This is a genomic window from Xenorhabdus mauleonii (assembly GCF_900113945.1).
Lineage (GTDB): Bacteria > Pseudomonadota > Gammaproteobacteria > Enterobacterales > Enterobacteriaceae > Xenorhabdus > Xenorhabdus mauleonii.
This window is the reverse complement of the sequence record NZ_FORG01000007.1, coordinates 88,931-111,119: the sequence shown is the minus strand read 5'-3', so window position 1 is coordinate 111,119 and position 22,189 is coordinate 88,931. Positions and strand designations below refer to the sequence as shown.

Below are 22,189 nucleotides of genomic sequence, written 5' to 3'. Positions count from 1 at the left end.
CATTTATTGAAAAATTATTTTATTAAACAGACAGAATCCCTAACGATAAGCTCAGCGGAAAACATATTCATTTGTGGGGCTATTTCTTTTGTTGAGCTGAGTTGTAATGCCAGATTTGCCGCGCGTTGAGCCATCTGTTCTATTGGGTTGTGTACGGTAGTTAGGGAGGGATAAAGATATTGGGCTGTAACAATATCATCAAATCCCACGATAGAAAGCTGTTCTGGCAAGTTAATTTTTCTCCGATGCAGGGAGCGCATCATCCCCGCCGCCATAACATCATTGAATGTTAATGCTGCAGTAAAATCGATACCGCTTTCTAAGAGCTTTTCTGCTGCTTGCTCTCCGCCTTTTTCATTGAATGGAGCACTGATAATCCAATTACTAGGCACTGTAATCCCGGCATCAGCCATTGCAGTGTAATATCCCTCCAGACGGAGCTTTCTATCATCGATTGGTATGTCTGCTGTGATATAAGCAATTTTCCGATGCCCATTCTGGAGAAGATAATTAGTTGCAATGTGAGAAGCTCTGACATTGTCTAACCAGATACATCGGTTGGCGATGGCGGGTAAATATCGATTGATGATAACTAATCCAGGCATATGGGCTGCATAGCGTAATATATCTGCATCACTCATCCTACTAACATGAGCTACTATCGCTTCACAACCTTGGTTAATCAAAAACTCTAAGGCTGATTTTTCGAGTTCTTCCAGATGCCCACCACTACATACCATTAATTTGGCACCTTCTTTTCTGGCTATTTTTTCAACTCCTTTTGATAGAAGGGCAAAAAAAGGATCTGCCAAATTAACAGTCAATAACCCCAACATATTTCCACATCTTTTTGCTAGGGCAAGTGCAGCAGAATTACGGCGGTAGTTGAATTCGCGCATAGCTTTTTCGACGCGCTCACGAGTGCCAGGTTCAACGTAAGCGGTATTATTAATGACACGGCTGACCGTTGCGACAGACACACCCGCTTTATATGCGACATCTTTCATTGTGGCCATGCGCTCTCCTCAGTTGTTATGCATGGTAAATTGTCGTCGCTTTGTAATTCTAAATTGTTTTTTTGTAAAAAATAATGATCAATATATTTGAAATAATTTGGTGGAATATATAGATCGTAGTTGTTTTCCTCACATAACATTTTCAGCTCAAAAATTGAATTTATTGATAGTTTTTCATAGATATTTTTAAAATATTTTTCTAATGTACGAACTGAAATCTTCATTTCATCAGCAATACCTTTATTACTGATACCACGACAGAATAAAAAAATGATCAACCACTCTTTTTCTGCTAGGGAGTTGTTCGGTGGCGTAATATTAACAGATATGGATTTGTTATTATTAATATAATGATGTACCGAAAAGTGATTTATTTCTTTAATGTGACCGATTACTCCAATGCATTGATGATTTTCATCCATCAATGGATACTTTTCGCAAGAATAGGGTCTTATTTGCGCATTATTACTTTGAAAATAAGTACCAATAGATGATATGCGCTGCATGAATTGCAAAACATTACGATCATGTTCTTCAAATAGATGTGCAAGATGGCTATACGATGTAGGTAAAGTGCTTGTGGTACATCCTGTGATGTCAAAATTTTCAGGTAAATTGCTCAACTTAAGGAACACCTTATTTGCATATATAAAACGATGCTTTTTATCTTTTATGAACCATGAATCGTGACTTTTATCCCACATAGTTGTTAACTGAGGGGTGATTTGATTCATATATGACCTTCAATATTCATTTAATACATATCCCGTCCTTTTCCCAGATTACATTTTTATTGGTTGAATCCTGTTCGCTTCTATAATTAGTTTTAAATTGAAATTATTCTTAATCAATATATTGTAAATTCCTGCTATGAATTGACATAGCAGAGAGAATAATGAATTTATTGCTGACGAAATGTGAGAGGTGCTTACTATCCATGTAAGCGCTTTCATGAGGTATGACAACGTGATGTAAATCACGTTTTGGTTTGATATTAGAATCTGCGGGATAATAAATTTATTTCTTAAATGCCATCAAATGCTTTCCCCATATTAGGAGAATTATTAACACCGTCAGCGGCAATCCATGGAATATCAGAATAACGATAGAAGGTGGCAGCCAGACGTAAAACGGGGCGACAAGTAACATACCAATCCCGAATCCTGTCATCTGCAACAATGTCAGCAAACTGAAAATCGGCAATCGTAAGTTTTCCGGTTCGCTTTGCACTCGCGATATCAGGCTAACTTCGGCGATCCCATCTCCAATTCCCGCCCAAATGGCAAACAGCAGCAGCCAGAATAGGTTGCTTTGTTGAAAGGTCAGGATAAATCCTGTCGACATCAGAGCAATTCCGATAAAGAAGAGTTTTTCCATTTTCGGCAGTTCGCGACGGCGGAGTAAATAACTGGCCAGCCGTGCACCACCGAATTTTCCTATTGCCCATGTTGCCAGAAGTAGCCCCATGGTCGTACTGACATTATCGGGCGTCAGAAGTTTGGAAATGATGGGAAAACCAACGTTATGGGCCGCACTGCCCAGCGTATCAGCCAAACTGAGGAAGAGCATGCCCGCCAATACGGGGGCACCGCGCAAGCCAAGGCGTAATTCACGCCATTCGTTGCCGGGGTCCCTTGATGTTTTTTGTTCCGGTAAGGAAATAAAACGTAAAGGCATAATCAGGATTGCAGCCAGCAAGTAGGTGATTATGTTGACAGTAAACACCATCTCATAACCACTGGCTGCGACCAAAAGCCCTGAGACAAGGCTGCCAAATACGGCCCCCGTTGCAGCAACGGAGGTAAGCCAGGAGTTTGTTGATATGCGCTGTGAAGCATGTACCCAATACGGCAATTGGCTGTTAAGCCCGATGGCAAACATAGAGTTGCCCAAGCCAATGCCAAAGGCGATCATCGGTAGGATCAGTAATTGCTGTGAGATAGGGATCACCAATAACAGGGACAGTAAGATAACACGTACGAGATCAAAAAAGACCAACGGCCATCTTCCTGTAAATCGCCTGAAAAATGGCGTTCCGATCAGGCTGGCAATAATGCCGCCCGCAACACGGCAGGTGAGAAAAATGCTGACATGCATAACGCTGTTACTGAGCAGGTACACATAGGTGGAGAGTGCCACCATATTCAGAAATGCACCAAAATCGGAGACGAATCGAGCACTGACAATAAATAAGGCATTAAAGCCGGAGTAACGCAAATTCAAACTTTCTTCCTGGCTTGACATTATTATTCGCTCTTTTGTTGTTCAGGAAGTTGCCGGAAGGTGACCAGCAATAGATCCCGAAATGCCACGGTTGAAGGAGATACTTGCCGAACACTGCTTGCTCGATGATAAAGTTGTTTATTATTTATTGCGAATGTTTCAAGAAAGTATTCCATTGCGATGTGGTTTATATACACCTTATAGATGATGAATGAGCGATATTGAGTATCCTTCTTTAACGGAATGGCTTTTTTGCATTAGGGCGATAATGTTTGGAAGAAAATAAGTATAGATATAAAGAAAAATGGATGCGTGTTTGCAATAAACACGCATCCATTATAAGAGGTTATTTAGCCAGATATTTCTCGATACTACTCTGGATGCCAGTGGCATCAAGTCCTAAATCAATATACAGCTCTTGTTGCGTGCCTTGCGGTATAAAGTAATCCGGTAAGCCAAGGTTTAATACGGGAATCGGCAGTTTTTCCTGCATCAGCAGTTCATTCACGCCACTGCCCGCACCGCCCATAATGGCGTTTTCTTCCAGTGTTACCAAAACATCATGGCTGGCTGCCGTTGCCAGTACCAACTCTTTATCCAATGGCTTAATAAAGCGCATGTCGATAACTGTTGCGTTCAGGTTTTCGGCTGCTTGCAGTGCATAAGGCAATAATGTACCGAAGTTCAGAATCGCGATGCGTTCTCCTTGACGGCGGATTACGCCTTTACCAATAGGTAATGCCTCCAGTGGTTGCAGTTCAGCACCTGTACCGGCTCCGCGGGGATAGCGGACAGCAACGGGGCCGGCTTGATAGTGATGTCCGGTATGCAGCATCTGGCGGCATTCATTTTCATCGCTGGGAGCCATGATGATCATATTCGGGATACAACGCAGGAATGAGAGGTCAAATGCACCTTGGTGCGTTTGACCATCCGCCCCGACAATACCGCCACGGTCGATGGCAAAGAGGACGGGCAAGTTCTGAATTGCTACGTCGTGGATAACCTGATCATAAGCACGTTGCAGGAAGGTGGAGTAAATGGCAACGATAGGTTTGTAACCACCGATAGCCAGCCCTGCCGCAAAGGTGACAGAATGCTGTTCTGCAATGGCAACATCAAAATATTGTTCAGGATATTCGCGGGAGAAGCGCACCATGCCAGAGCCTTCTCGCATGGCAGGGGTGATTGCCATCAATTTGTTATCTTGGGCGGCTTCTTCACACAGCCAGTCACCAAATATCTTGGAGAAGGTTGGGCGGGTATCTGTACTTTTTGGCAGAGAGCCGATAGCCGGATCAAATTTTGGCACCGCATGCCAACTAATCGGGTCTTTTTCCGCAGGGGCGTAACCACGACCTTTTTTGGTCATGATGTGCAAGAACTGCGGCCCTTTCAGGTCACGCATATTTTTTAGGGTTTGGGTCAGAGCCAGTACATCATGGCCATCGACAGGCCCGATGTAGTTGAACCCAAGCTCTTCAAATAATGTTCCGGGAACCACCATCCCCTTGAGGTGTTCTTCTGTCTTTTTCAGCAGCTCTTTAATTGGAGGCAGATTGGAAAAGACTTTTTTTCCACCTTCACGCAGGGTGGTATACAGCTTGCCAGACAGCAATTGTGCTAAATGGTTGTTCAATGCGCCGACGTTTTCAGAAATAGACATCTCATTGTCATTGAGGATGACCAGCATATCAGGGTCGATATCTCCCGCATGGTTCATGGCTTCGAAAGCCATGCCCGCAGTAATGGCTCCATCCCCGATTACGCATACTGTTTTTCGGCCTTTGTCTTCATGTTTTGCCGCGATGGCCATCCCCAATCCCGCGCTGATTGAAGTGGATGAGTGACCGACACATAAGGTGTCATATTCACTTTCATCTCGCCACGGGAAAGGGTGCAGGCCATTTTTTTGGCGAATAGTATTGATGCGTTCACGCCGTCCCGTCAGGATCTTATGCGGATAGGCCTGATGACCAACATCCCAGACCAAATTATCAAAAGGGGTTTTATAAACATAGTGAAGTGCGACGGTTAATTCGATTGCGCCAAGGCCGGAAGCAAAGTGACCACTGGAGCGGCTAACACTGTTCAGCAAAAATTGACGCAGTTCATCGCATAACTTTGGCAAAGTGTCTTTAGGTAGCAGGCGAAGCTCTTCAGGAGTTTCAGCCAATGCCAATGTTGGATATTTCGCTATATCAATGCTCATGCTATGCCTGTATAAAATGCTATATCCGTTAGAAGTTGAATGTAAAGAACCCTGTTATTATCGGTATGTAATTTTCGGGTTCACCCCATAAGATACTTTATATTGATTTTTTGGGTAGTCAGATAACTCATTTGCCATATTAAGCTGGGGGCCAATATGGCTGATTATATTAATGGTTGACTGCTTTAGCTGTTTCTTTCAATGACAAAACGAGCCAATCTTTTTAATGTTGTAGTGTTATAGGATTTTTTTTCCAGCTCTTCGAGTGCATTGATGGCTTCTTCATACAGCCCATAGGCTTTTTTCTGTGCTTGTTCCAAGCCCAATAGTGCAGGATAGGTGCTTTTGCCCAATTGCTGATCGTTACCCTGACGTTTACCAATCACTTCGGTATTGCCAATAACATCCAAAATATCATCTTGCACTTGAAACGCGAGGCCAATGGCATGGGTATATTGATCCAATAAAGAAAGCACGTCACGCCCGCGTTGCCCAGCGGCATAAGCACCCAACCGAGCGGCAGCTCGTATTAAGGCTCCTGTTTTATGACGATGGATTTGTTCCAGTGAAGCCAGTTCTATTTGCTTTCCTTCCGCTTCCAAATCCAGTGACTGTCCACCACACATGCCCGCAAAGCCACTGGCACTTGCCAGTTCAGCAATCATTGCAAGGCGATCTAATGGGGCAACATCTGGCATATCTTGTGTGGCTAGAATCTCAAAAGCCAGCGTCTGTAATGCATCTCCCGCCAAAATAGCCTGACTTTCACCGAATTTAATGTGGCAGGTAGGCTGCCCACGGCGCAAATCATCGTTGTCCATTGCCGGCAGATCATCGTGGATCAATGAATAAGCATGAACGCACTCTAATGCCAGAGCCGCGGCATCAAGGCTCTGTTTCGAAAGACCCAACATTTCGCCTACGCTGTAAACTAAAAATGGACGCAGACGTTTTCCTCCCAGAACAGCACCATGCTGCATTGCTGTGCCTAATGGGCTGTCCAAAAAAGGCAATGAAGAAAAGGTTGCCACCAATTTGTCATTAATGTGTTGTTGGCAAGCACTCAATTGTTCTTCGAAAGGAATATCATATTGTACGGACATAAATTTACTCAGCGTCGGACGAAAATTCATCAAGAGGAGATTGTGCGTCAGGGTTCAATAAAATTTGTACTCGTTGCTCCGCTTGCTGGAGGGTTTTTTGGCCTTGTTTTGCAAGTTGAATGCCGCGTTCAAATTCATTCAATGCATCTTCCAATGGGAGTTCCCCGGACTCCAGCCGAATAACAATTTCTTCCAGCTCTTTCAAAGAAGTCTCAAATGCTGGGCTTTTTTCGGTTTCTGATGTTTGATTTGCTTTAGACATAATGAGTTAACTTATGGTTATTTAACGAATCACAGCAAAGAAGTTCGTTACAGAATTGCAGAGTACCCTACTACACCAAGAAAAATAAATCATGCGTTACCACTGTTTTTTTCCGGTGATTTTTTTACAGGCGATATAGCGAGATGGTGTTATACTCTGCACCCTATCCAACTGAACATTTGAACAGCCATTGATTAATATCAATCATTGGGATTGTTTGTGATAGTTCAATATTGAATGACTACTATATCTTACTATGAAGTTTATCATTAAATTATTCCCAGAAATTACGATTAAGAGCCAGAGTGTCCGGTTACGTTTCATTAAAATTCTTGCCAGCAATATCCGCAATGTGTTGAAAACTTTTGGCGAAGGAATTGCTGTTGTTCGCCATTGGGATAATATCGAAGTTCGAGTTAAAAATGATAATCTCGGTGCAGAAATTTGTGACGCACTAACACGCATTCCAGGTATTCATCATATTCTTCAAGTTGAAGAGCGAGATTTTCGTGATTTACATCATATCTTTGAACAAGCCTACGAAACATATGGCCATTTATTGCATGGGAAAACATTTTGTGTTCGCGCCAAACGCCGTGGTGAGCACAGTTTTACCTCCAACGAAGTTGAGCGTTACGTCGGCGGTGGCCTGAATCAACATATTGAATCAGCTAAAGTGAAGCTGACACAGCCTGATGTGACTGTGAACCTGGAAATTAACCAAGATAAATTGATTTTGGTTAAGGCTCGCCATGAAGGGATCGGTGGTTTCCCGATTGGTACTCAGGAAGATGTGCTGTCGCTGATTTCCGGTGGGTTCGATTCCGGTGTTTCCAGCTATATGCTTATGCGTCGTGGCTGTCGCGTACATTACTGCTTCTTTAACCTCGGTGGCTCTGCCCATGAAATCGGTGTAAAGCAAGTTGCCCATTATTTATGGAACCGATTCGGCAGCTCCCATAAAGTTAGATTTGTTGCTGTTGATTTTGAGCCTGTTGTGGCTGAAATTTTGGAAAAAGTCGATGATGGTCAAATGGGCGTTGTTCTGAAAAGAATGATGGTCAGAGCGGCATCTAAAGTTGCAGAGCGTTATGGTGTACAGGCTATCGTGACAGGTGAAGCTCTGGGGCAGGTATCCAGCCAGACATTGACCAACTTAAGGTTGATTGATAATGCTTCGGATACGTTAATCCTTCGTCCGCTGATTTCCCATGATAAAGAGCACATTATTAAGTTGGCTCGTGAGATCGGCACCGAGGATTTTGCCCGTACCATGCCTGAATTCTGTGGCGTGATCTCGAAAAGCCCAACAGTAAAAGCGGTTAAGGCCAAGATTGAAGCGGAAGAAGATAACTTCAATTTTGAGATCTTAGAGCGAGTGGTGAGTGAAGCTCAGAATATAGATATTCGCCAGATTGCAGAACAAGCCAGTGAGCAGGTTGTTGAAGTCGAAATGGTGACGGAATTTTCCGCCAATGATATTTTGCTGGATATCCGCTCCCTCGATGAACAGGATGAGCGCCCATTAAATATGGATGGCATTGAGATCCACTCGTTGCCTTTCTATAAACTGGGCACCCAGTTTGGTGATTTGCCAAAAGAAAAAACGTATTTGCTGTATTGTGAGCGTGGAGTGATGAGCCGATTACAGGCGCTGTACCTGCGTGAGCAAGGTTTTGAAAATGTGAAGGTTTATCGGCCTTAATGTAAGCATCATGATATCGGGCTGCTGATGGGAGTAACCTAAAAGCAGCCCGGTATTGTTCATTAATTACAGACTTTGGTAATTATTGATGCCAGGCGGTAAAACCAGTTGAGCGGCAACGTTTGCTGCCTGCTCTTTTCCCTTCAACAGTTCAATGAGTTTCAAGGCAAAATCAAAAGCAGTTGCAGGCCCTTGGCTGGTCAACAAATTGACTCTGTCATCAAAATAAACTCGTTTATCAATCCACTTTTCCGGTGAAATTTTATCTTTCAGGCTGGGATAGCCAGTCATATTTCCGATGGGAAAAAGCTGGTGGTGTTCTAATACGATGGCTGGAGATGCGCAAATTGCGGCAATGATTTTTCCCTGACTTTGTGCGATACGTATTTTTTCGACCACTAATAAGCTGTCACGAAAACACTCTGCGCCCTTTATTCCGCCGGGAAGGACAATAGCATCGAAATCTTCGTCGACAACGTCAACCAAAGGCACATCAGCGACAATTTTGACACCCCGTGAGCAGGTTAATACAAGAGAACCGTCTGATTCAGTGCTCGCGACTGTAACCTTGATACCCGCTCGGACAAGTAAATCAATGGTTGTAGTTGCTTCGATTTCTTCACTGCCGTGAGCCAAGCAAATGAGTGCTGAGGCGTTCATATTCTTCCTCCTTGCTCTTAATGTATTGGTAAATTTTGGTATTTTCTCTGGCTTGCAGGCCGTGTATACGTGCCCGGTGCAATAGAAAACCAGTGATGTAATCTATTTCTGTATGCCGCTGCGTCCGTATATCTTGCAGCATGGATGAATAATTTTCCGAAGTTTGTTCAATCACATTCATGACGTGTTCAAGAAGCGTTTGTTTGGTTGTATGAATACCATCGCATTCCATGACTTCGTGAATTTCGTCGCACAATACTTGAATTTGTGCGCGATGATGTCGTAAATCGCCATTTTTGCAATCATACATGACTGTCAGTGGATTGATGACACAGTTGACGGCAAGTTTCATCCAGCAGACAGAGTGTATTTCATTATGCCAGGCAACATCGGGTAGGGCTTGATGAAGAATATCTGCCAGGTAATTGAGTTTATACGCATTGCTTGTTACTGCACCAATGTGAGTCATACCTTGTGATTTGTGGTAAACAACGCCATTTTCCTGATAAGCGCCATGAGTTGTCACGCCAACTAAAATAGGGTTGGGCAAAGGAAAAAACTCTTCTTGTGAACCCATGCCATTATGTAAGAGCAAAATCGGGCAATGGGGAGACAGCTTGTCTGCCAGGTGATTGATGGCGTCAGACACTTGCCATGCTTTTAGACAAACGAGAAGCAACTCACTTTCAGCAAGAAATTGCTCATTATTGGCCGGCAACTGGCGTTTATACACCCCTTTGGCGCTTTCGATCTGGACGGAGATAAAAGGATGTGGAATTTTCAGCCATGCCTGCGTATCGTGATTTTGTTGAGATAAGGCAGCGAGCCACAGTTTGCCTATAGCACCACAGCCAAGAACGGTTATTTTCATATTTCTTCCTTGAGGGATGCTTTCATGGGGACCTCGGCACGTAATGTAATACTGAATGACCTCAAAAATTAAGATAAATTCCAAAAGATTGCCGAGCCCTTGAGTATAGAGCTTTTGCCAATAATGGAAAGCGGTTATCATGCCGACTTATTGATTAGCAGGAGGTGACGGATAATGCCATCATTTGATATTGTTTCAGAAGTTGATATGCAGGAAGTGCGTAACGCAGTCGAAAACGCACAAAGGGAATTAACCAATCGCTGGGATTTCCGCAACGTCAACGCGAGTTTTGAATTGAATGAGAAAAATGAGTCGGTCAAGATTGCGAGCGAATCAGATTTTCAGGTAAACCAATTAGTTGACATTCTACGTGAAAAATTTGCTAAACGTGGGATTGACGGTTCCGTGCTCAATATTCCTGAAAATATGCTTCACAGCGGGAAAACATACAGTGTAGAAGCAACGCTGCTGCAAGGTATTGATACACCGCTGGCGAAAAAGATTGTGAAACTCATCAAAGACAGTAAATTGAAAGTCCAAGCCCAAATTCAAGGTGAACAAGTTCGTGTAACCGGCAAAGCGCGTGACGATCTGCAAAGTGTGATCGCGCTGGTGCGAGGGGCAGAGCTGGGACAACCTTTCCAGTTTACTAATTTCCGCGACTAAAATTGGCAAAATTGCCAGCAATCGTGAATTAATCCAGAGCGAAGGTTGCTAAACTTTCGCTCTGGGTTTGCTTTTACCATTTCTTTCACTGCAAAATAAATAAGCATCAGGAATGTTAATTTAATATTCTTTTTCAACTTAAAAGTTTATTCATATTCATGAATCAATTTTTAGGGAATTATTGGCATGTTAAAGAATGTGAATTATTGTGGCGGTAATTTATTCTATGTTTGATTATTTAAAGACGGTTAATTATTCCTGTCTGGGATTTAAATTAATGAGATGTGTTTAATTCTATACTCTATTAACTCCAAGTTTCAGGAAGCAACGTATCATCATCCCGCGTCGCGGGATGATGATACATGCACCTTGAAGTACGACGCGTATATGCATTTCATAACAGGTATTTCATAACAAGTATTTCATAACATAGTGCTAATAAATGATGAGGTGTTAAATAAAAACTATATGAGTTAATGTTATTTTTGAAGTTATAACGTTAGACATGTAATTCTAATTTTAAAAAGGAAAGTATATGTCAAAGATAATTCAACCAGATAAACTGACTTGTGAATCATATTGCGTAGACCGTTTTAATCCGGCAACGGCAACCACAAAATTCAGTTATACTTCAGGACGGGTTGCTTTACCTGTTTACAATAAATATGACGTTAAAAATAAACCTAAAGTTATAGGTTATTATACCGATTGGGCTCAATATGATGGGCGCCTGCAAGGTCATCAGCTTCCTCAGGCGAGAGGACGGGGGATTGACCTGCAACACTTGCTGGATAATCCTTTTGCCTATGATAAGTTGATTGTTGGTTTTTGCGGAATATTGGGCGATAAAGGTGAAAAGGGGTATGCAATATCCAATGCAGCACCTAAATTTGCGCGTTATAGGAAAGGGGAAGTCACTTTTACTGATGAATGGGGGGACTGCCAATCTTATGTAAATTGTACTTTCCCTGCTTGGAAAGACATCAAAATGCCCAGAGATTTTAATCAGGCGGCCTCAATGGGAATATTGGGGGGATTGGCAAAAGTACAGGGTGCGGCAAGGGCACAAGGCCATGATTTGGCAATCTCGTTCAGTGTTGGTGGTTGGACGATGAGTAATGGTTTCTACCATATGGTCAGAAACAAAGAGCTGAAAGCTAATTTCATATCTAGCTTGGTTGATATATTCACGCGTTTTCCTATGTTCACTGAAGTGGATATTGATTGGGAATATCCGGGAGCAGCAGGGAATAATAACCCGTATGACGAAGATGATGGTAAATACTATATTAGCCTAATTCACGATTTATCTCAGGCTTTCAAGAGAGAGGGGCGTCCTGATATTAAAATCAGTATTGCCTGTTCTGCTTCTCCGGCAATTATGAAAAAATCCAGAATACCTGAATTGCTGAATGCCGGTTTATATGGTGTGAATGTCATGACTTATGATTTTTTTGGCACGCCATGGGCAGACAAATTAATGCATCATACTAATTTACGGCGTTATCCCAATAGTGAACACAGTGTAGAAAATGCTGTAGAGTATTTATTAAGTGAAGGCGTTCCTCCTCAAGTTATTAATATTGGTTATGCCGGTTATTCCCGCAATGCCAAGAATGCCAATATTACAAGCCATTCCCCGCTGGTTGGGCATTATAATCCTGGGACAGATACGACGACAGGAACATTTGAATCGGGTTCAACAGAATGGTATGACACAATATATAATTATCTCGATTTGGAATCCCGACAAGATTTAAACTATTTTACACTTTATACCGATGAAATTGCGGATGCTGATTATCTTTATAATCAAAATAGTAAGCTCTTTCTGTCAATCGATACGCCTCGTACAGTAAAAGCGAAAGCACAGTATGCACTGGAAAAAAATCTGGGTGGTGTTTTTACTTGGACTGCGGATCAGGATAGTGGGTTATTGGTAAATGCCGCGCGTGAAGGTTTAGATTGTCCTTTGCTGATTAGAAAAATCGATATGGAACCGTTCTATTACAAAGGCAAAACAAGTAAGTAATCACTTTTATAGGCAAATATAGGCTGTCACTTATGAAGTCTTATGTGTAATTTTTTGATGAAATAGTACGGTGTTTATATCTGATAAATTTCAAACTATGACCATCGATACAGCAGTCAGTTGAAATAGATAACAGTTATGATTAGACACCGTACTCTTCTCTCACAAATTTTATTTGTTGCTAATCCAAACGATTATTTGTGGCATGCGACAATCTTTTCTAATTGTTCTCGGTCAGTTTGTTTTGTATCAACTTTGATATAAGCACTGAGTTCTTCGGAGACGATAACAACGTCTTTCACTCCAGCTTGTGCCAACATCTCTTTTGCTAAAATATCTGGATTGCTCAATTGATGGGGTAAAACAAGCCTAATGCTGCTGACATAAGGTGGCTGCCGTAAGGTAAGGCTGATAATAAACCAAAGTGCAGTCAGCGCGATCCCGCCGATAAAGACTAATGATGCCCCTTGTAGTTCATAGAGCATCCCGCCAAGGCTGCCTCCCAACGCAACCCCAAGGAATTGGCTGGTTGAATAGACTCCCATAGCCGTACCTTTGTAGCCAGCAGGAGCTTCTTTGCTGATAAGTGAAGGTAAGATGGCTTCCATGATATTAAATGCAAGGAAGAAAATTTGAATACCAACAAATATGCCCCAAAGATGTACTTCTTGCGACCACAAGACAACTTCAGCAATGAACAACATGCCAATGCAAAGTAAAAAGACTTGCTTCATCCGGCGCTTTACTTCGGCGTAGATAATGAAAGGCAGAACAGCGACGAAAGAAATTAATGTTGTGGTTAAATATACTTTCCAGTGTTGTTGCGGAGGAAAACCCACTTTTTCCATGATAAGCGGCAAGGCAACAAAACTCGACATCAATAAGGTATGCAGGCTTAGAATACCAAAATTGAGCTTCAACAACTGGGGATCAGAGAGGACACGTTTAAAACTGCCGCGGGCAATACCTGATTCGCGGTTTAATAAGTGATTATGTGTGTTGGGTACAGCAAATAGAGTAATTAAGATCCCTAAACCTGCAAGAACAGCGATGGCTCCAAACAGGCCATTCAAGCCGATGTGATGAGTAATAATAGGGCCGACAACAATAGCAAAAGCGAAAGTAATACCAAAACTGATGCCAATAAATGCCATGGCTTTTGTTCGATTTTGCTCCCGGGTCAGATCAGAGAGTAATGCCATGATTGCTGCTGATATTGCCCCTGTGCCCTGTAAGGCTCGCCCAACGATAATACCCCAAATAGAATCGCTGCATGCGGCAATTATGCTGCCCAATACAAAAATAAGCAGTCCACCGATTATCAGCGGTTTTCGGCCAATTTTGTCTGAAAGTAGCCCAAATGGAATTTGGAATATTGCTTGTGTTAATCCGTAGATACCAATGGCAATTCCGATAAGTGCTTCGGTTGCATCATGTAATTCCAATCCATAGGTCGTCAGAACGGGTAGAACCATGAACATGCCTAGCATGCGCAGAGAGAAAATTGAACCTAAGCCCCATGTTGCCCGGAGTTCAAGCGGAGTCATTTTATTATCGTTCATGGATACCTCAACAAATCTGATATGACATTTTACTTGGGGAAGGAAAACATGAAATGTATGTTTTTGACCGAATAAATTGTCATTGAATACAGAAATAGGGGGGAAAGGAAAAAAAGATGACAGGGCGAAACCTGTCATCTTTGATATTACCAGACGTAAGTCAGAAGGCTTTCTGGTGATGCCGATGAATCTACAGACATCATAACGCTCAATGACATGATGGCGATGATAGAAAACATAAATAACTTACGGGCCCAAATACGATCATCAGAAGTTTTGTAACCTGATAATGCCATACCCAGCCACCAGAGACTTACTGCTGCTGCCACGATAAGGTATTTATAACCAGCATAACCACTGATGGTCAGCATCAAGGTAGCAACCATAAAGGCCAGAATGTACAAAGTGATGTGGTTCTTCGCGACGGAAATACCTTTAATCACCGGTAATACTGGAATATTGGCGGCTTGATAATCTTTGAACCGAAAAATAGCAATGGCGTAAGAGTGGGGCATTTGCCATAAGCTGAATATCAGCAATAAGATCAGCGCACCTGTATCAAAATGCCCTGTTACCGCACAGTAGCCAATAACTGGAGGAGCTGCGCCTGACAAACTGCCAACCAGCGTGCCATAAACAGATTTCCTTTTCATGTAGAGGCTATAAACCCCGACATAAATGATAAATCCGATAAACGCTAACCACATTGCTAAGGCATTGGCTGCTACATAGAGCAGCACCATGCCAGCAATACCTAACACTGAGGCGTAAATCAGGCTGATTTTCGGATCGATAAGCCCTTTTACAAGGACTCTTTCTTTCGTTCTTTCCATGATACGGTCGATATCGCGGTCGATATAGTTGTTGAATACACAACCTGATGCTACCACCAGCGATACCCCGACCATCGTTGCAAAGAATAAGGGGTAATCTATTACTCCCTTGGAAGCGAGTAGAAAACCACCAATCACAGAAATTAGATTCCCGAAAATAATTCCTGGTTTGGTCACTTGCAGGTATTGCTTAATCATTCAACTCAACCCTTAATCAACCATCATATTGATGTTCAGGTTGTACATAATCCACAGGGAGCCAACAACAACGATAGCGATGACCAGTAATGTGAATAGTAAAGCAAGAAGGTTCCAACGCTCTTCAGACGATGTATTCATATGCAGGAAGCAGACGAAATGAACAAAGATCTGAATAACTGCCATCACAAGCACGGTTATGAGGATGGTGCTCTGTGAAGCAGTACCTTCCATCACCATCCAGAATGGGATCACGGTCAGTATGACTGACAGTACAAAACCAATCATGTAGGTTTTGAAACTACCGTGGCTGGCGCCGGAATGAGAAGTATTTGGATGACTCATTACATAGCTCCCATCAGATAAACGATAGTAAATACGCAGATCCACACAACGTCAAGGAAGTGCCAGAACAAGCTCAGGCAGTTCAAACGAGTACGGTTCACTTCAGTCAGACCACGACGTGCAACTTGAACCATCAGAACGATAATCCAGATCAGGCCGAAGGTTACGTGCAAACCGTGAGTTGCAACCAGTGCGAAGAAGGAAGACAAGAATGCACTTTTATCTGGCCCATAACCTTCTGAGATCAGTTTATGGAACTCATAGACTTCCATTGAAACGAAGCCAAGGCCAAACAAAAAGGTAATGAACAGCCACAGGTTGACCTGAGCGGCTTTACCTTTATTCATGCACAGCATGGCGAAACCATAGGTGATACTACTGAATAGCAGCAGGAAGGTTTCGACCAGCACAAAGTCCAGTTCAAAAATTTGTTTACCTGTTGGGCCATCAGCAGTGCCGTTAACCAGCACTGCATAAGTAGCGAACAGACTTGCAAACAGAACCAAGTCACTCATCAGGTAGATCCAGAAACCAAATACTTTGTTGGCTCCTGCATCGTGGTGCCCATGAGCGTCATGGGCGGCTGTGTTGTTAAGGGTTTGAGTCGACATTATTTCACACCTGCCTTTCTCAGTTCTTCGTAACGCTGATTTTCAACTTTCTCGACTTCAGCTACAGGGACGTAGTAATCAACGTCTTCGTCAAAGCTTTTCACGATGCAGCTGATAATGATGCCGGCAAAGCTTCCAATCGCCATCCACCAGATATGCCAGATCAAAGCAAAGCCCAATATCAAACAGAATGCACTGATGACCACGCCAGCGGCTGTATTTTTAGGCATATGAATTTCTTCATATTTAGCAGGACGTTTGTACTCGTTGCCTTTTTCTTTCATATCCCACCATGCATCACGAGACTGGATGTGTGGAACTTCAGCAAAGTTATAGAATGGAGGCGGGGAAGAAGTTGCCCACTCCAGAGTACGTGCACCCCATGGGTCACCGGTTAGATCGCGGTTTTGATCGCGGTCACGGATACTTACATAGAACTGGATAACCTGACACAAGATGCCCAAGGCAATCAGAACCACGCCGCCAGCTGCAACAACCAGCAGTGGGTGGAATTCAGGGTTGATATCTTGGCTCAGACGACGGGTCATTCCCATGAAGCCCAATGCATACAAAGGCATGAAGGCAACGAAGAAACCAGAGATCCAGAACCAGAATGCACGGACGCCCCATTTTTCGTTCAGTGTGAAACCAAACGCTTTCGGGAACCAGTAAGTTGTACCTGCGAAGCAACCGAATACCACACCACCAATGATAACGTTATGGAAGTGAGCAATCAGGAACAAACTGTTGTGCAGAACGAAGTTCGCGCCAGGTACTGCCAGCAGAACACCAGTCATACCACCAATGGAGAAAGTGACCAGGAAGCCAACAGTCCACAGCATTGGGGTTTTGAATTCGATACGACCACGGTACATGGTAAACAGCCAGTTGAAGATCTTAACCCCGGTTGGGATAGAGATAATCATCGTAGCGATACCAAAGAAGGCGTTGACGTTCGCGCCGGAGCCCATGGTAAAGAAGTGGTGCAACCATACGATGAACGACAGAATGGTAATAACGATTGTCGCCCACACCAGTGAGGTATAACCAAACAGGCGTTTTTTCGAGAATGTTGCAGTAACTTCAGAGAAGATACCAAAGACAGGCAGAACCAGAATATAAACTTCAGGGTGACCCCAAGCCCAAATCAGGTTGATGTACATCATCATGTTGCCGCCCATATCGTTGGTAAAGAAATGGGTGCCCAGATAACGGTCCAGAGTTAACAGTGCAATAGTGACTGTCAAGATTGGGAACGCAGCGATGATAAGTACGTTGGTGCACAGTGAAGCCCATGTGAAGACAGGCAGTTTCATCATGGACATACCTGGTGCACGCATGCGCAGGATGGTCACGAAGAAGTTAACACCTGTCAGCAATGTACCGACACCGGAGAGTTGAAGACTCCATATCCAGTAATCGACCCCGACTCCCGGGTTGTACTCCAGACCGGACAGAGGCGGATAAGCTAACCAACCTGTTTGTGCGAATTCACCAATACCCAGAGAGATGTTGATCAGTGCGACACCAACAACAAACAGCCAGAAGCTCAGCGAGTTCAGGAATGGGAATGCTACGTCACGTGCGCCGATTTGCAGAGGAACAACAATGTTCATCAGGCCGACAACGAAAGGCATCGCCATAAAGAAGATCATGATAACGCCGTGGGCGGTAAAGATCTGATCATAATGGTGCGGAGGCAGGAAACCTGCTTCGCCAGCGGATGCAAGAGCTTGCTGTCCACGCATCATGATGGCGTCAGCAAAGCCACGAAGCATCATGACCATAGCAACGACGATGTACATGACACCGATTTTCTTATGGTCAACGCTGGTTAACCATTCACTCCAGAGCCATTTCCATTTACGGAAATAGGTTAGGGCACCAACAACGGCCAGCCCCCCAAGCAAGATCCCCAGCAATGTCACCACAATAATGGGTTCATGTAATGGGATCGCATCCAGTGTTAATTTTCCCCACATGCCTTTATTCCTCAACACCTGCATGAGCCGGGTGGCTCATATGCATATTATGATCCGCAGTTTCGCCATGCTCTTGTTTGCCATGGCCTGATACACCAAACATACCACTGTGGCCCATGTCGCCCATGAATTTGGCGATAGTTTCTTGGAACAGATTTGGCTTCACTGATTTGAAAAGTTCAACAGGATTGTTTTGGCTAGGTTTAGCTAACTCATTGAATTTTTCTGTGGTATCCAGAGTTTTCTCAGATTGTTGTACTTCTTTCACCCAATTTTCAAAACCTGCACGATCTTCTGTTGCGGTTGCAGTGAATTTCATGCCTGAGAAGCCATGACCGCTGTAACTTGCTGAGAAACCATCGTATTTGCCTGCCGAGTTAGCAATTAAGTGCAGTTTTGTCTGCATACCTGGCATTGCATAAATCTGACCACCTAACTGTGGGATGAAGAATGAGTTCATCACAGAGTCTGAAGTGATCTTGAAGTTAATTGGAACATCTTTAGGGAATACGATTTCATTTACGGTAGCAATACCCTGTTCCGGATAGATGAACAGCCATTTCCAGTCGAGAGAAATAACTTCTATCGTTACCGGTTTAACATCGCTGTCCAACGGCTTATATGGATCGAGCTCATGAGTCGTTTTCCATGTAATTGAAGCCAGAACGATGATAATCAGGATAGGCACAGTCCAGACGACAAGCTCAATTTTATTTGAGTGTGCCCAGTCTGGACGATAGGTTGCAGATTTGTTGGCTTCCCGGTAACGTAAAGCAAAAATGATTGCCATTACAATTGCCGGGATAACAACGATCAGCATCAAGCCAAACGCCGTTAGTATCAGTGTTTTTTGCTCAACACCGATCGCCCCTTTGGGATTCATCAATACCATATCACAACCACTTAGCATTAAAGTGGCTGCAAGTAGCGACGATAACCCAATAGTTTTTTTGTATTTCATAAGTCTCATTAGAGCGACCCCAGATAACAAAAGCTTTATTGTCGTTTCATCAGTGGGGGCATTCTACGGTAAGGTTACCGGGGTGTAAACAATTGTAATGGAAGCAGGTTAGCTTGCGGGCTTTTTATGCTAGAGGGATCACATGTAATACTGAATTTAACAAAATGTTAACTTCAGTCTGTTATTTTAACCAAAAAATCAAAATAAACAATTTATTTGTGCTAACTATTTATTTTTTAAATAAAATCTTTAATCAAAAGCAAAGGAAAAATAACTTAAATGTGCTCTGTGATTGATAAGGTGGTTTCTATTATTGGCGATGATGGATAGAAATGAGCTATCCATCATCTAAATTAGTTATTAGAAGTTATATTTCACACTATAAACAATGCCATCCTGCAAGAAATCTTCTCCCAATTTGTTATCTGCATAACGATATTGGATCCCAGCTGTAAATGAAGGATGTGGTGTCCACCATAATCCCAGTGCACCGTTAACGCCGTCGCGACCACCATTGCCGTAGCGTTTGTTACGGTTTAATTCAATCTCATTCCAGTTTGTTACGCTGAATTTTTGTTCCCACAGATTGAAATCGTATCCAGCTACCCAGCCTATGACATAGCCGTTATTTCCAGAGTAGAAAGTTTGGTCAACATAGTGCAGTGCGACGAATGGTTTGAACCAGACACCTGCAAGAGTGGTGTTATAACCCAATCCATAGAGTGTATTGACTTCGTGGAAGTTTCCGCCGTTTGCTTTTCCTGGCAATGAGTAGGTTCCATAAACATGGCCATAGAGGTTGAATCCAGTATCACCCAGATAGAAACGACCCGTTGTTTTGAAAGTATAACGTTGGTTATCGCCTGGCTGTGCCGTTTTGCTGTTAAATGCGTTTTCTAAATCAGCAAAGCCATATAGCTCGCCCCAACTGAATCCTGCTCCACCTTCCAACTCCAGGTAGGCAAAATCATCTTTATGAGAAGTGTGGCCAGTTTTTTGGGTTGTATGCTTGGTCCAGTCTAGGTAGTTCATGCTGACATTGGCAAATCCCCACTGGTATTCTGCGTTGGCTGAAGCAGAAACTAACGCTGCGGCAATTGCAGTGAGTGTTAAAATATGTCTTTTCATAAATTCCCTTTATATGGTTTTAAGGTGGCTAACAATATTTCGAATAGTTTGAAATAAAATGTGTTCAAATAATAATATTTGTTAGTGAGAATATAAATAATTTCCCTCTGAAAAAGATGTTTTCCAAGTCACATAATTGAGGGTTTTTATTTTTTTTGTGAAGTAGATCACTACAAAAGAGCAACAAAAGACTGAACTTTATCAGCCTTTTGTTGTAATAAGCGTTGAAATCTATTGAAGAGAAAGCATTTATTAAGCAAGTTTACTTCTTTTCAGGGCTAAATAATCCAATATTCCACCCAAGAGAAGTCCTACTACGCCAACGATAATACTCCAAGATAACATGGGTGAGATCCAATCACTGAAATTGTTAATTGATTGAATATACTCTGGAGATATAGGGTACAGCAGAGGTACAAAATGAGTTATGGCGAATATCAGAATGGTGATAATTAGCCAGATAATAAATACCGCTGCTGCCAGTAACGCGATCAAAAAGATAGAGCGGTAATATTTTTTGAATAACGTTCTTGGGATAAAGTTCTCGTCAGCCAGAGTATTGCGGCAAATTAGCAATAATAATAACCCCGGTATCCCGACAATAACCGAAAACAGATAAAACATCGGCCAGCCATGCTCTTCTGCTAGCCATCCTGCTACAGGGCCGACATAAACCCGACCAACAGCCGACAGTGCTGATAACAGGGCAAATTGTGTGGCGGAGAATGATTTATTGCACAAAGCCATCAGTAAGGCGACAAATGCCGCGGTTCCCATCCCGCCACAGATATTTTCGACAAAAACAACGATACCCATGACATAGATGTCTTTCGGCGTAACAGAAAGTACCCAGTAACCAAAGTTCGATACAGTTTGGAGAATGCCAAATATCATCAAGGCACGAAATAAACTCCACTTATGCATCAAATAACCACCATACAAAGCACCAACGATGGTGGCAGCGAGTCCCAGCGTCTTATTGATCGCACCGACTTCAGCAGTGCTGAAACCAACACCGCGGATTAGAAAAGTTGTGCTCAGCGAGATAGCAAACGCATCAGCCAGTTTGTACAGTATGATCAATAGCAGGATAAGCCAGGCATTGTTTCGATTGAAAAAATCAGCCAAGGGTTCTAATACTGCTTGGTGTAACGTTTTTGGCGGCACAGTATTTAATTGAGGTTCTTTGGCTGTTAACGTTGCATAAACACCAATCAGCATCATGCCAGCCATAATCCAATACATGTTTTGCCAGCCAATATAGGTGGCCATCAATAAAGCTAACCCACCGGAAGTCAACATTGCCAGCCGGTACCCCAGAACAGAAATAGCGGCTCCTGAGCCACGATCTTCCGGTGACAGCAAGTCGGTTTTATAGGCGTCGAAAATAATATCCTGAGACGCAGAAAAAAACGCAACAGCGACAGCCAATGCCGCAAGCCACCATAAATGTTGTGATGGTTGGAGGACACCCATCGCAGCAATGCAGACAATGAGTAAAAGCTGGGTAATCAACATCCATCCTCTTCTCCGCCCTAAAAATGAGGGGGAGTATCGGTCCATTGCAGGGGCCCAGAGGAATTTAAAAACATAGGCTTGACCAACCAAGGTAAAAAAACCGATAGTTTTGATATCGATATTTTCTACAGTCATCCATGCCTGCAAGGTGCCTGCTGTAAGTGCAAGAGGAAGGCCAGAAGCAAACCCCAGTAATAGAAGGGTACGATAGTTACGTAATGCAGATAAGTTTAAATAACGATGGCTAGTCATGAGCCTCCTCAAACTTTCTGCACGTTATCTAACGTGTCAGAATCCGGCA

General features: G+C 43.0%; 19 protein-coding genes. 3 read left to right on the top strand and 16 right to left on the bottom strand.

What is annotated here, in order from left to right; translation table 11 throughout:
- Positions 1–14 precede the first annotated feature (14 nt).
- The 6 genes from BM100_RS09255 to xseB form a co-directional block, all read right to left on the bottom strand.
- A complete protein-coding gene (locus BM100_RS09255; protein ID WP_092510176.1) occupies positions 15–1,016 on the bottom strand; it encodes a LacI family DNA-binding transcriptional regulator in 1,002 nt (333 codons plus the stop codon).
- Entirely contained in the window at positions 1,004–1,750 is a 747-nt protein-coding gene (locus tag BM100_RS09250) for a helix-turn-helix transcriptional regulator (protein WP_092510174.1), read from the bottom strand. Before BM100_RS09250 ends, BM100_RS09255 begins: the two co-directional genes overlap by 13 nt.
- Positions 1,751–2,033: 283 nt before the next feature.
- Positions 2,034–3,260 (bottom strand): MFS transporter, encoded by a 1,227-nt coding sequence (locus BM100_RS09245; RefSeq protein ID WP_092510172.1) that lies wholly within the window; start codon positions 3,258–3,260, stop codon positions 2,034–2,036.
- Between the two features lie 325 nt (positions 3,261–3,585).
- Positions 3,586–5,451 (bottom strand): 1-deoxy-D-xylulose-5-phosphate synthase, encoded by a 1,866-nt coding sequence (gene dxs / locus BM100_RS09240; protein WP_092510170.1) that lies wholly within the window; start codon positions 5,449–5,451, stop codon positions 3,586–3,588.
- A gap of 185 nt (positions 5,452–5,636) precedes the next feature.
- The gene (ispA, locus tag BM100_RS09235; protein WP_092510168.1) at positions 5,637–6,554 is read right to left on the bottom strand and encodes a (2E,6E)-farnesyl diphosphate synthase; all 918 of its coding nucleotides are present in this window, start codon (positions 6,552–6,554) and stop codon (positions 5,637–5,639) included.
- Between the two features lie 4 nt (positions 6,555–6,558).
- On the bottom strand, positions 6,559–6,816 hold the full coding sequence (gene xseB, locus BM100_RS09230; protein WP_092510166.1) for an exodeoxyribonuclease VII small subunit: 258 nt from the start codon (positions 6,814–6,816) through the stop codon (positions 6,559–6,561).
- 256 nt (positions 6,817–7,072) lie between these two features.
- Between xseB and thiI the strand changes: the two genes are divergently transcribed.
- Positions 7,073–8,521: a tRNA uracil 4-sulfurtransferase ThiI gene (gene thiI, locus BM100_RS09225; RefSeq protein WP_092510165.1), complete on the top strand. Its 1,449-nt coding sequence runs from the start codon at positions 7,073–7,075 to the stop codon at positions 8,519–8,521.
- Between the two features lie 66 nt (positions 8,522–8,587).
- Here the strand turns inward: thiI and yajL are convergent, their stop codons facing one another.
- Positions 8,588–9,181 (bottom strand): protein deglycase YajL, encoded by a 594-nt coding sequence (gene yajL, locus BM100_RS09220; RefSeq protein ID WP_092510163.1) that lies wholly within the window; start codon positions 9,179–9,181, stop codon positions 8,588–8,590.
- A complete protein-coding gene (gene panE, locus BM100_RS09215) occupies positions 9,141–10,052 on the bottom strand; it encodes a 2-dehydropantoate 2-reductase (protein WP_092510161.1) in 912 nt (303 codons plus the stop codon). Before panE ends, yajL begins: the two co-directional genes overlap by 41 nt.
- Positions 10,053–10,226: 174 nt before the next feature.
- On the opposite strand from panE, the gene BM100_RS09210 reads away from it, so the two are divergent.
- Positions 10,227–10,718, top strand: coding sequence for a YajQ family cyclic di-GMP-binding protein (locus tag BM100_RS09210; RefSeq protein WP_092510159.1), 492 nt, complete (start codon positions 10,227–10,229; stop codon positions 10,716–10,718).
- A gap of 535 nt (positions 10,719–11,253) precedes the next feature.
- A complete protein-coding gene (locus tag BM100_RS09205; RefSeq protein ID WP_092510157.1) occupies positions 11,254–12,750 on the top strand; it encodes a glycoside hydrolase family 18 protein in 1,497 nt (498 codons plus the stop codon).
- 194 nt (positions 12,751–12,944) lie between these two features.
- On the opposite strand, the gene BM100_RS09200 is transcribed toward BM100_RS09205, so the two are convergent.
- The 8 genes from BM100_RS09200 to ampG all read right to left on the bottom strand — a co-directional run bounded on the left by BM100_RS09200 (position 12,945) and on the right by ampG (position 22,140).
- Positions 12,945–14,312, bottom strand: coding sequence for an MFS transporter (locus tag BM100_RS09200; protein ID WP_092510389.1), 1,368 nt, complete (start codon positions 14,310–14,312; stop codon positions 12,945–12,947).
- Positions 14,313–14,458: 146 nt separating this feature from the next.
- Positions 14,459–15,343: a heme o synthase gene (gene cyoE / locus BM100_RS09195; protein WP_092510155.1), complete on the bottom strand. Its 885-nt coding sequence runs from the start codon at positions 15,341–15,343 to the stop codon at positions 14,459–14,461.
- Positions 15,344–15,355: 12 nt separating this feature from the next.
- Positions 15,356–15,688 carry a cytochrome o ubiquinol oxidase subunit IV gene (locus BM100_RS09190; RefSeq protein ID WP_092510153.1) on the bottom strand — a complete coding sequence of 111 codons (333 nt, stop codon included), beginning with the start codon at positions 15,686–15,688 and terminating at the stop codon, positions 15,356–15,358.
- Positions 15,688–16,299: a cytochrome o ubiquinol oxidase subunit III gene (locus tag BM100_RS09185; RefSeq protein ID WP_092510151.1), complete on the bottom strand. Its 612-nt coding sequence runs from the start codon at positions 16,297–16,299 to the stop codon at positions 15,688–15,690. The genes BM100_RS09190 and BM100_RS09185 overlap by 1 nt, the downstream gene beginning before the upstream one ends.
- Complete coding sequence (gene cyoB / locus BM100_RS09180) at positions 16,299–18,281, bottom strand: cytochrome o ubiquinol oxidase subunit I (protein WP_092510149.1); 1,983 nt, start codon at positions 18,279–18,281, stop codon at positions 16,299–16,301. The genes BM100_RS09185 and cyoB overlap by 1 nt, the downstream gene beginning before the upstream one ends.
- A 4-nt stretch (positions 18,282–18,285) precedes the next feature.
- Positions 18,286–19,251, bottom strand: a complete 966-nt coding sequence (cyoA, locus tag BM100_RS09175) for a cytochrome o ubiquinol oxidase subunit II (protein WP_092510147.1) — start codon at positions 19,249–19,251, stop codon at positions 18,286–18,288.
- A gap of 351 nt (positions 19,252–19,602) precedes the next feature.
- Positions 19,603–20,370 carry a nucleoside-specific channel-forming Tsx family protein gene (locus BM100_RS09170; protein ID WP_092510145.1) on the bottom strand — a complete coding sequence of 256 codons (768 nt, stop codon included), beginning with the start codon at positions 20,368–20,370 and terminating at the stop codon, positions 19,603–19,605.
- A 252-nt stretch (positions 20,371–20,622) separates the two neighbouring features.
- Positions 20,623–22,140 (bottom strand): muropeptide MFS transporter AmpG, encoded by a 1,518-nt coding sequence (ampG, locus tag BM100_RS09165; protein WP_092510143.1) that lies wholly within the window; start codon positions 22,138–22,140, stop codon positions 20,623–20,625.
- Positions 22,141–22,189 lie beyond the last annotated feature (49 nt).

Coding starts and splice junctions, on each gene's coding strand:
- BM100_RS09245 (WP_092510172.1), bottom strand. CDS start 3,260: ATGTCAAGCCAGGAAGAAAGTTTGAATTTGCGTTACTCCGGCTTTAAT.
- BM100_RS09185 (WP_092510151.1), bottom strand. CDS start 16,299: ATGTCGACTCAAACCCTTAACAACACAGCCGCCCATGACGCTCATGGG.
- BM100_RS09255 (WP_092510176.1), bottom strand. CDS start 1,016: ATGGCCACAATGAAAGATGTCGCATATAAAGCGGGTGTGTCTGTCGCA.
- ampG (WP_092510143.1), bottom strand. CDS start 22,140: ATGACTAGCCATCGTTATTTAAACTTATCTGCATTACGTAACTATCGT.
- thiI (WP_092510165.1), top strand. CDS start 7,073: ATGAAGTTTATCATTAAATTATTCCCAGAAATTACGATTAAGAGCCAG.
- cyoA (WP_092510147.1), bottom strand. CDS start 19,251: ATGAGACTTATGAAATACAAAAAAACTATTGGGTTATCGTCGCTACTT.
- xseB (WP_092510166.1), bottom strand. CDS start 6,816: ATGTCTAAAGCAAATCAAACATCAGAAACCGAAAAAAGCCCAGCATTT.
- BM100_RS09200 (WP_092510389.1), bottom strand. CDS start 14,312: ATGAACGATAATAAAATGACTCCGCTTGAACTCCGGGCAACATGGGGC.
- BM100_RS09190 (WP_092510153.1), bottom strand. CDS start 15,688: ATGAGTCATCCAAATACTTCTCATTCCGGCGCCAGCCACGGTAGTTTC.
- yajL (WP_092510163.1), bottom strand. CDS start 9,181: ATGAACGCCTCAGCACTCATTTGCTTGGCTCACGGCAGTGAAGAAATC.
- cyoE (WP_092510155.1), bottom strand. CDS start 15,343: ATGATTAAGCAATACCTGCAAGTGACCAAACCAGGAATTATTTTCGGG.
- BM100_RS09170 (WP_092510145.1), bottom strand. CDS start 20,370: ATGAAAAGACATATTTTAACACTCACTGCAATTGCCGCAGCGTTAGTT.
- panE (WP_092510161.1), bottom strand. CDS start 10,052: ATGAAAATAACCGTTCTTGGCTGTGGTGCTATAGGCAAACTGTGGCTC.
- cyoB (WP_092510149.1), bottom strand. CDS start 18,281: ATGTGGGGAAAATTAACACTGGATGCGATCCCATTACATGAACCCATT.
- BM100_RS09250 (WP_092510174.1), bottom strand. CDS start 1,750: ATGAATCAAATCACCCCTCAGTTAACAACTATGTGGGATAAAAGTCAC.
- ispA (WP_092510168.1), bottom strand. CDS start 6,554: ATGTCCGTACAATATGATATTCCTTTCGAAGAACAATTGAGTGCTTGC.
- dxs (WP_092510170.1), bottom strand. CDS start 5,451: ATGAGCATTGATATAGCGAAATATCCAACATTGGCATTGGCTGAAACT.
- BM100_RS09210 (WP_092510159.1), top strand. CDS start 10,227: ATGCCATCATTTGATATTGTTTCAGAAGTTGATATGCAGGAAGTGCGT.
- BM100_RS09205 (WP_092510157.1), top strand. CDS start 11,254: ATGTCAAAGATAATTCAACCAGATAAACTGACTTGTGAATCATATTGC.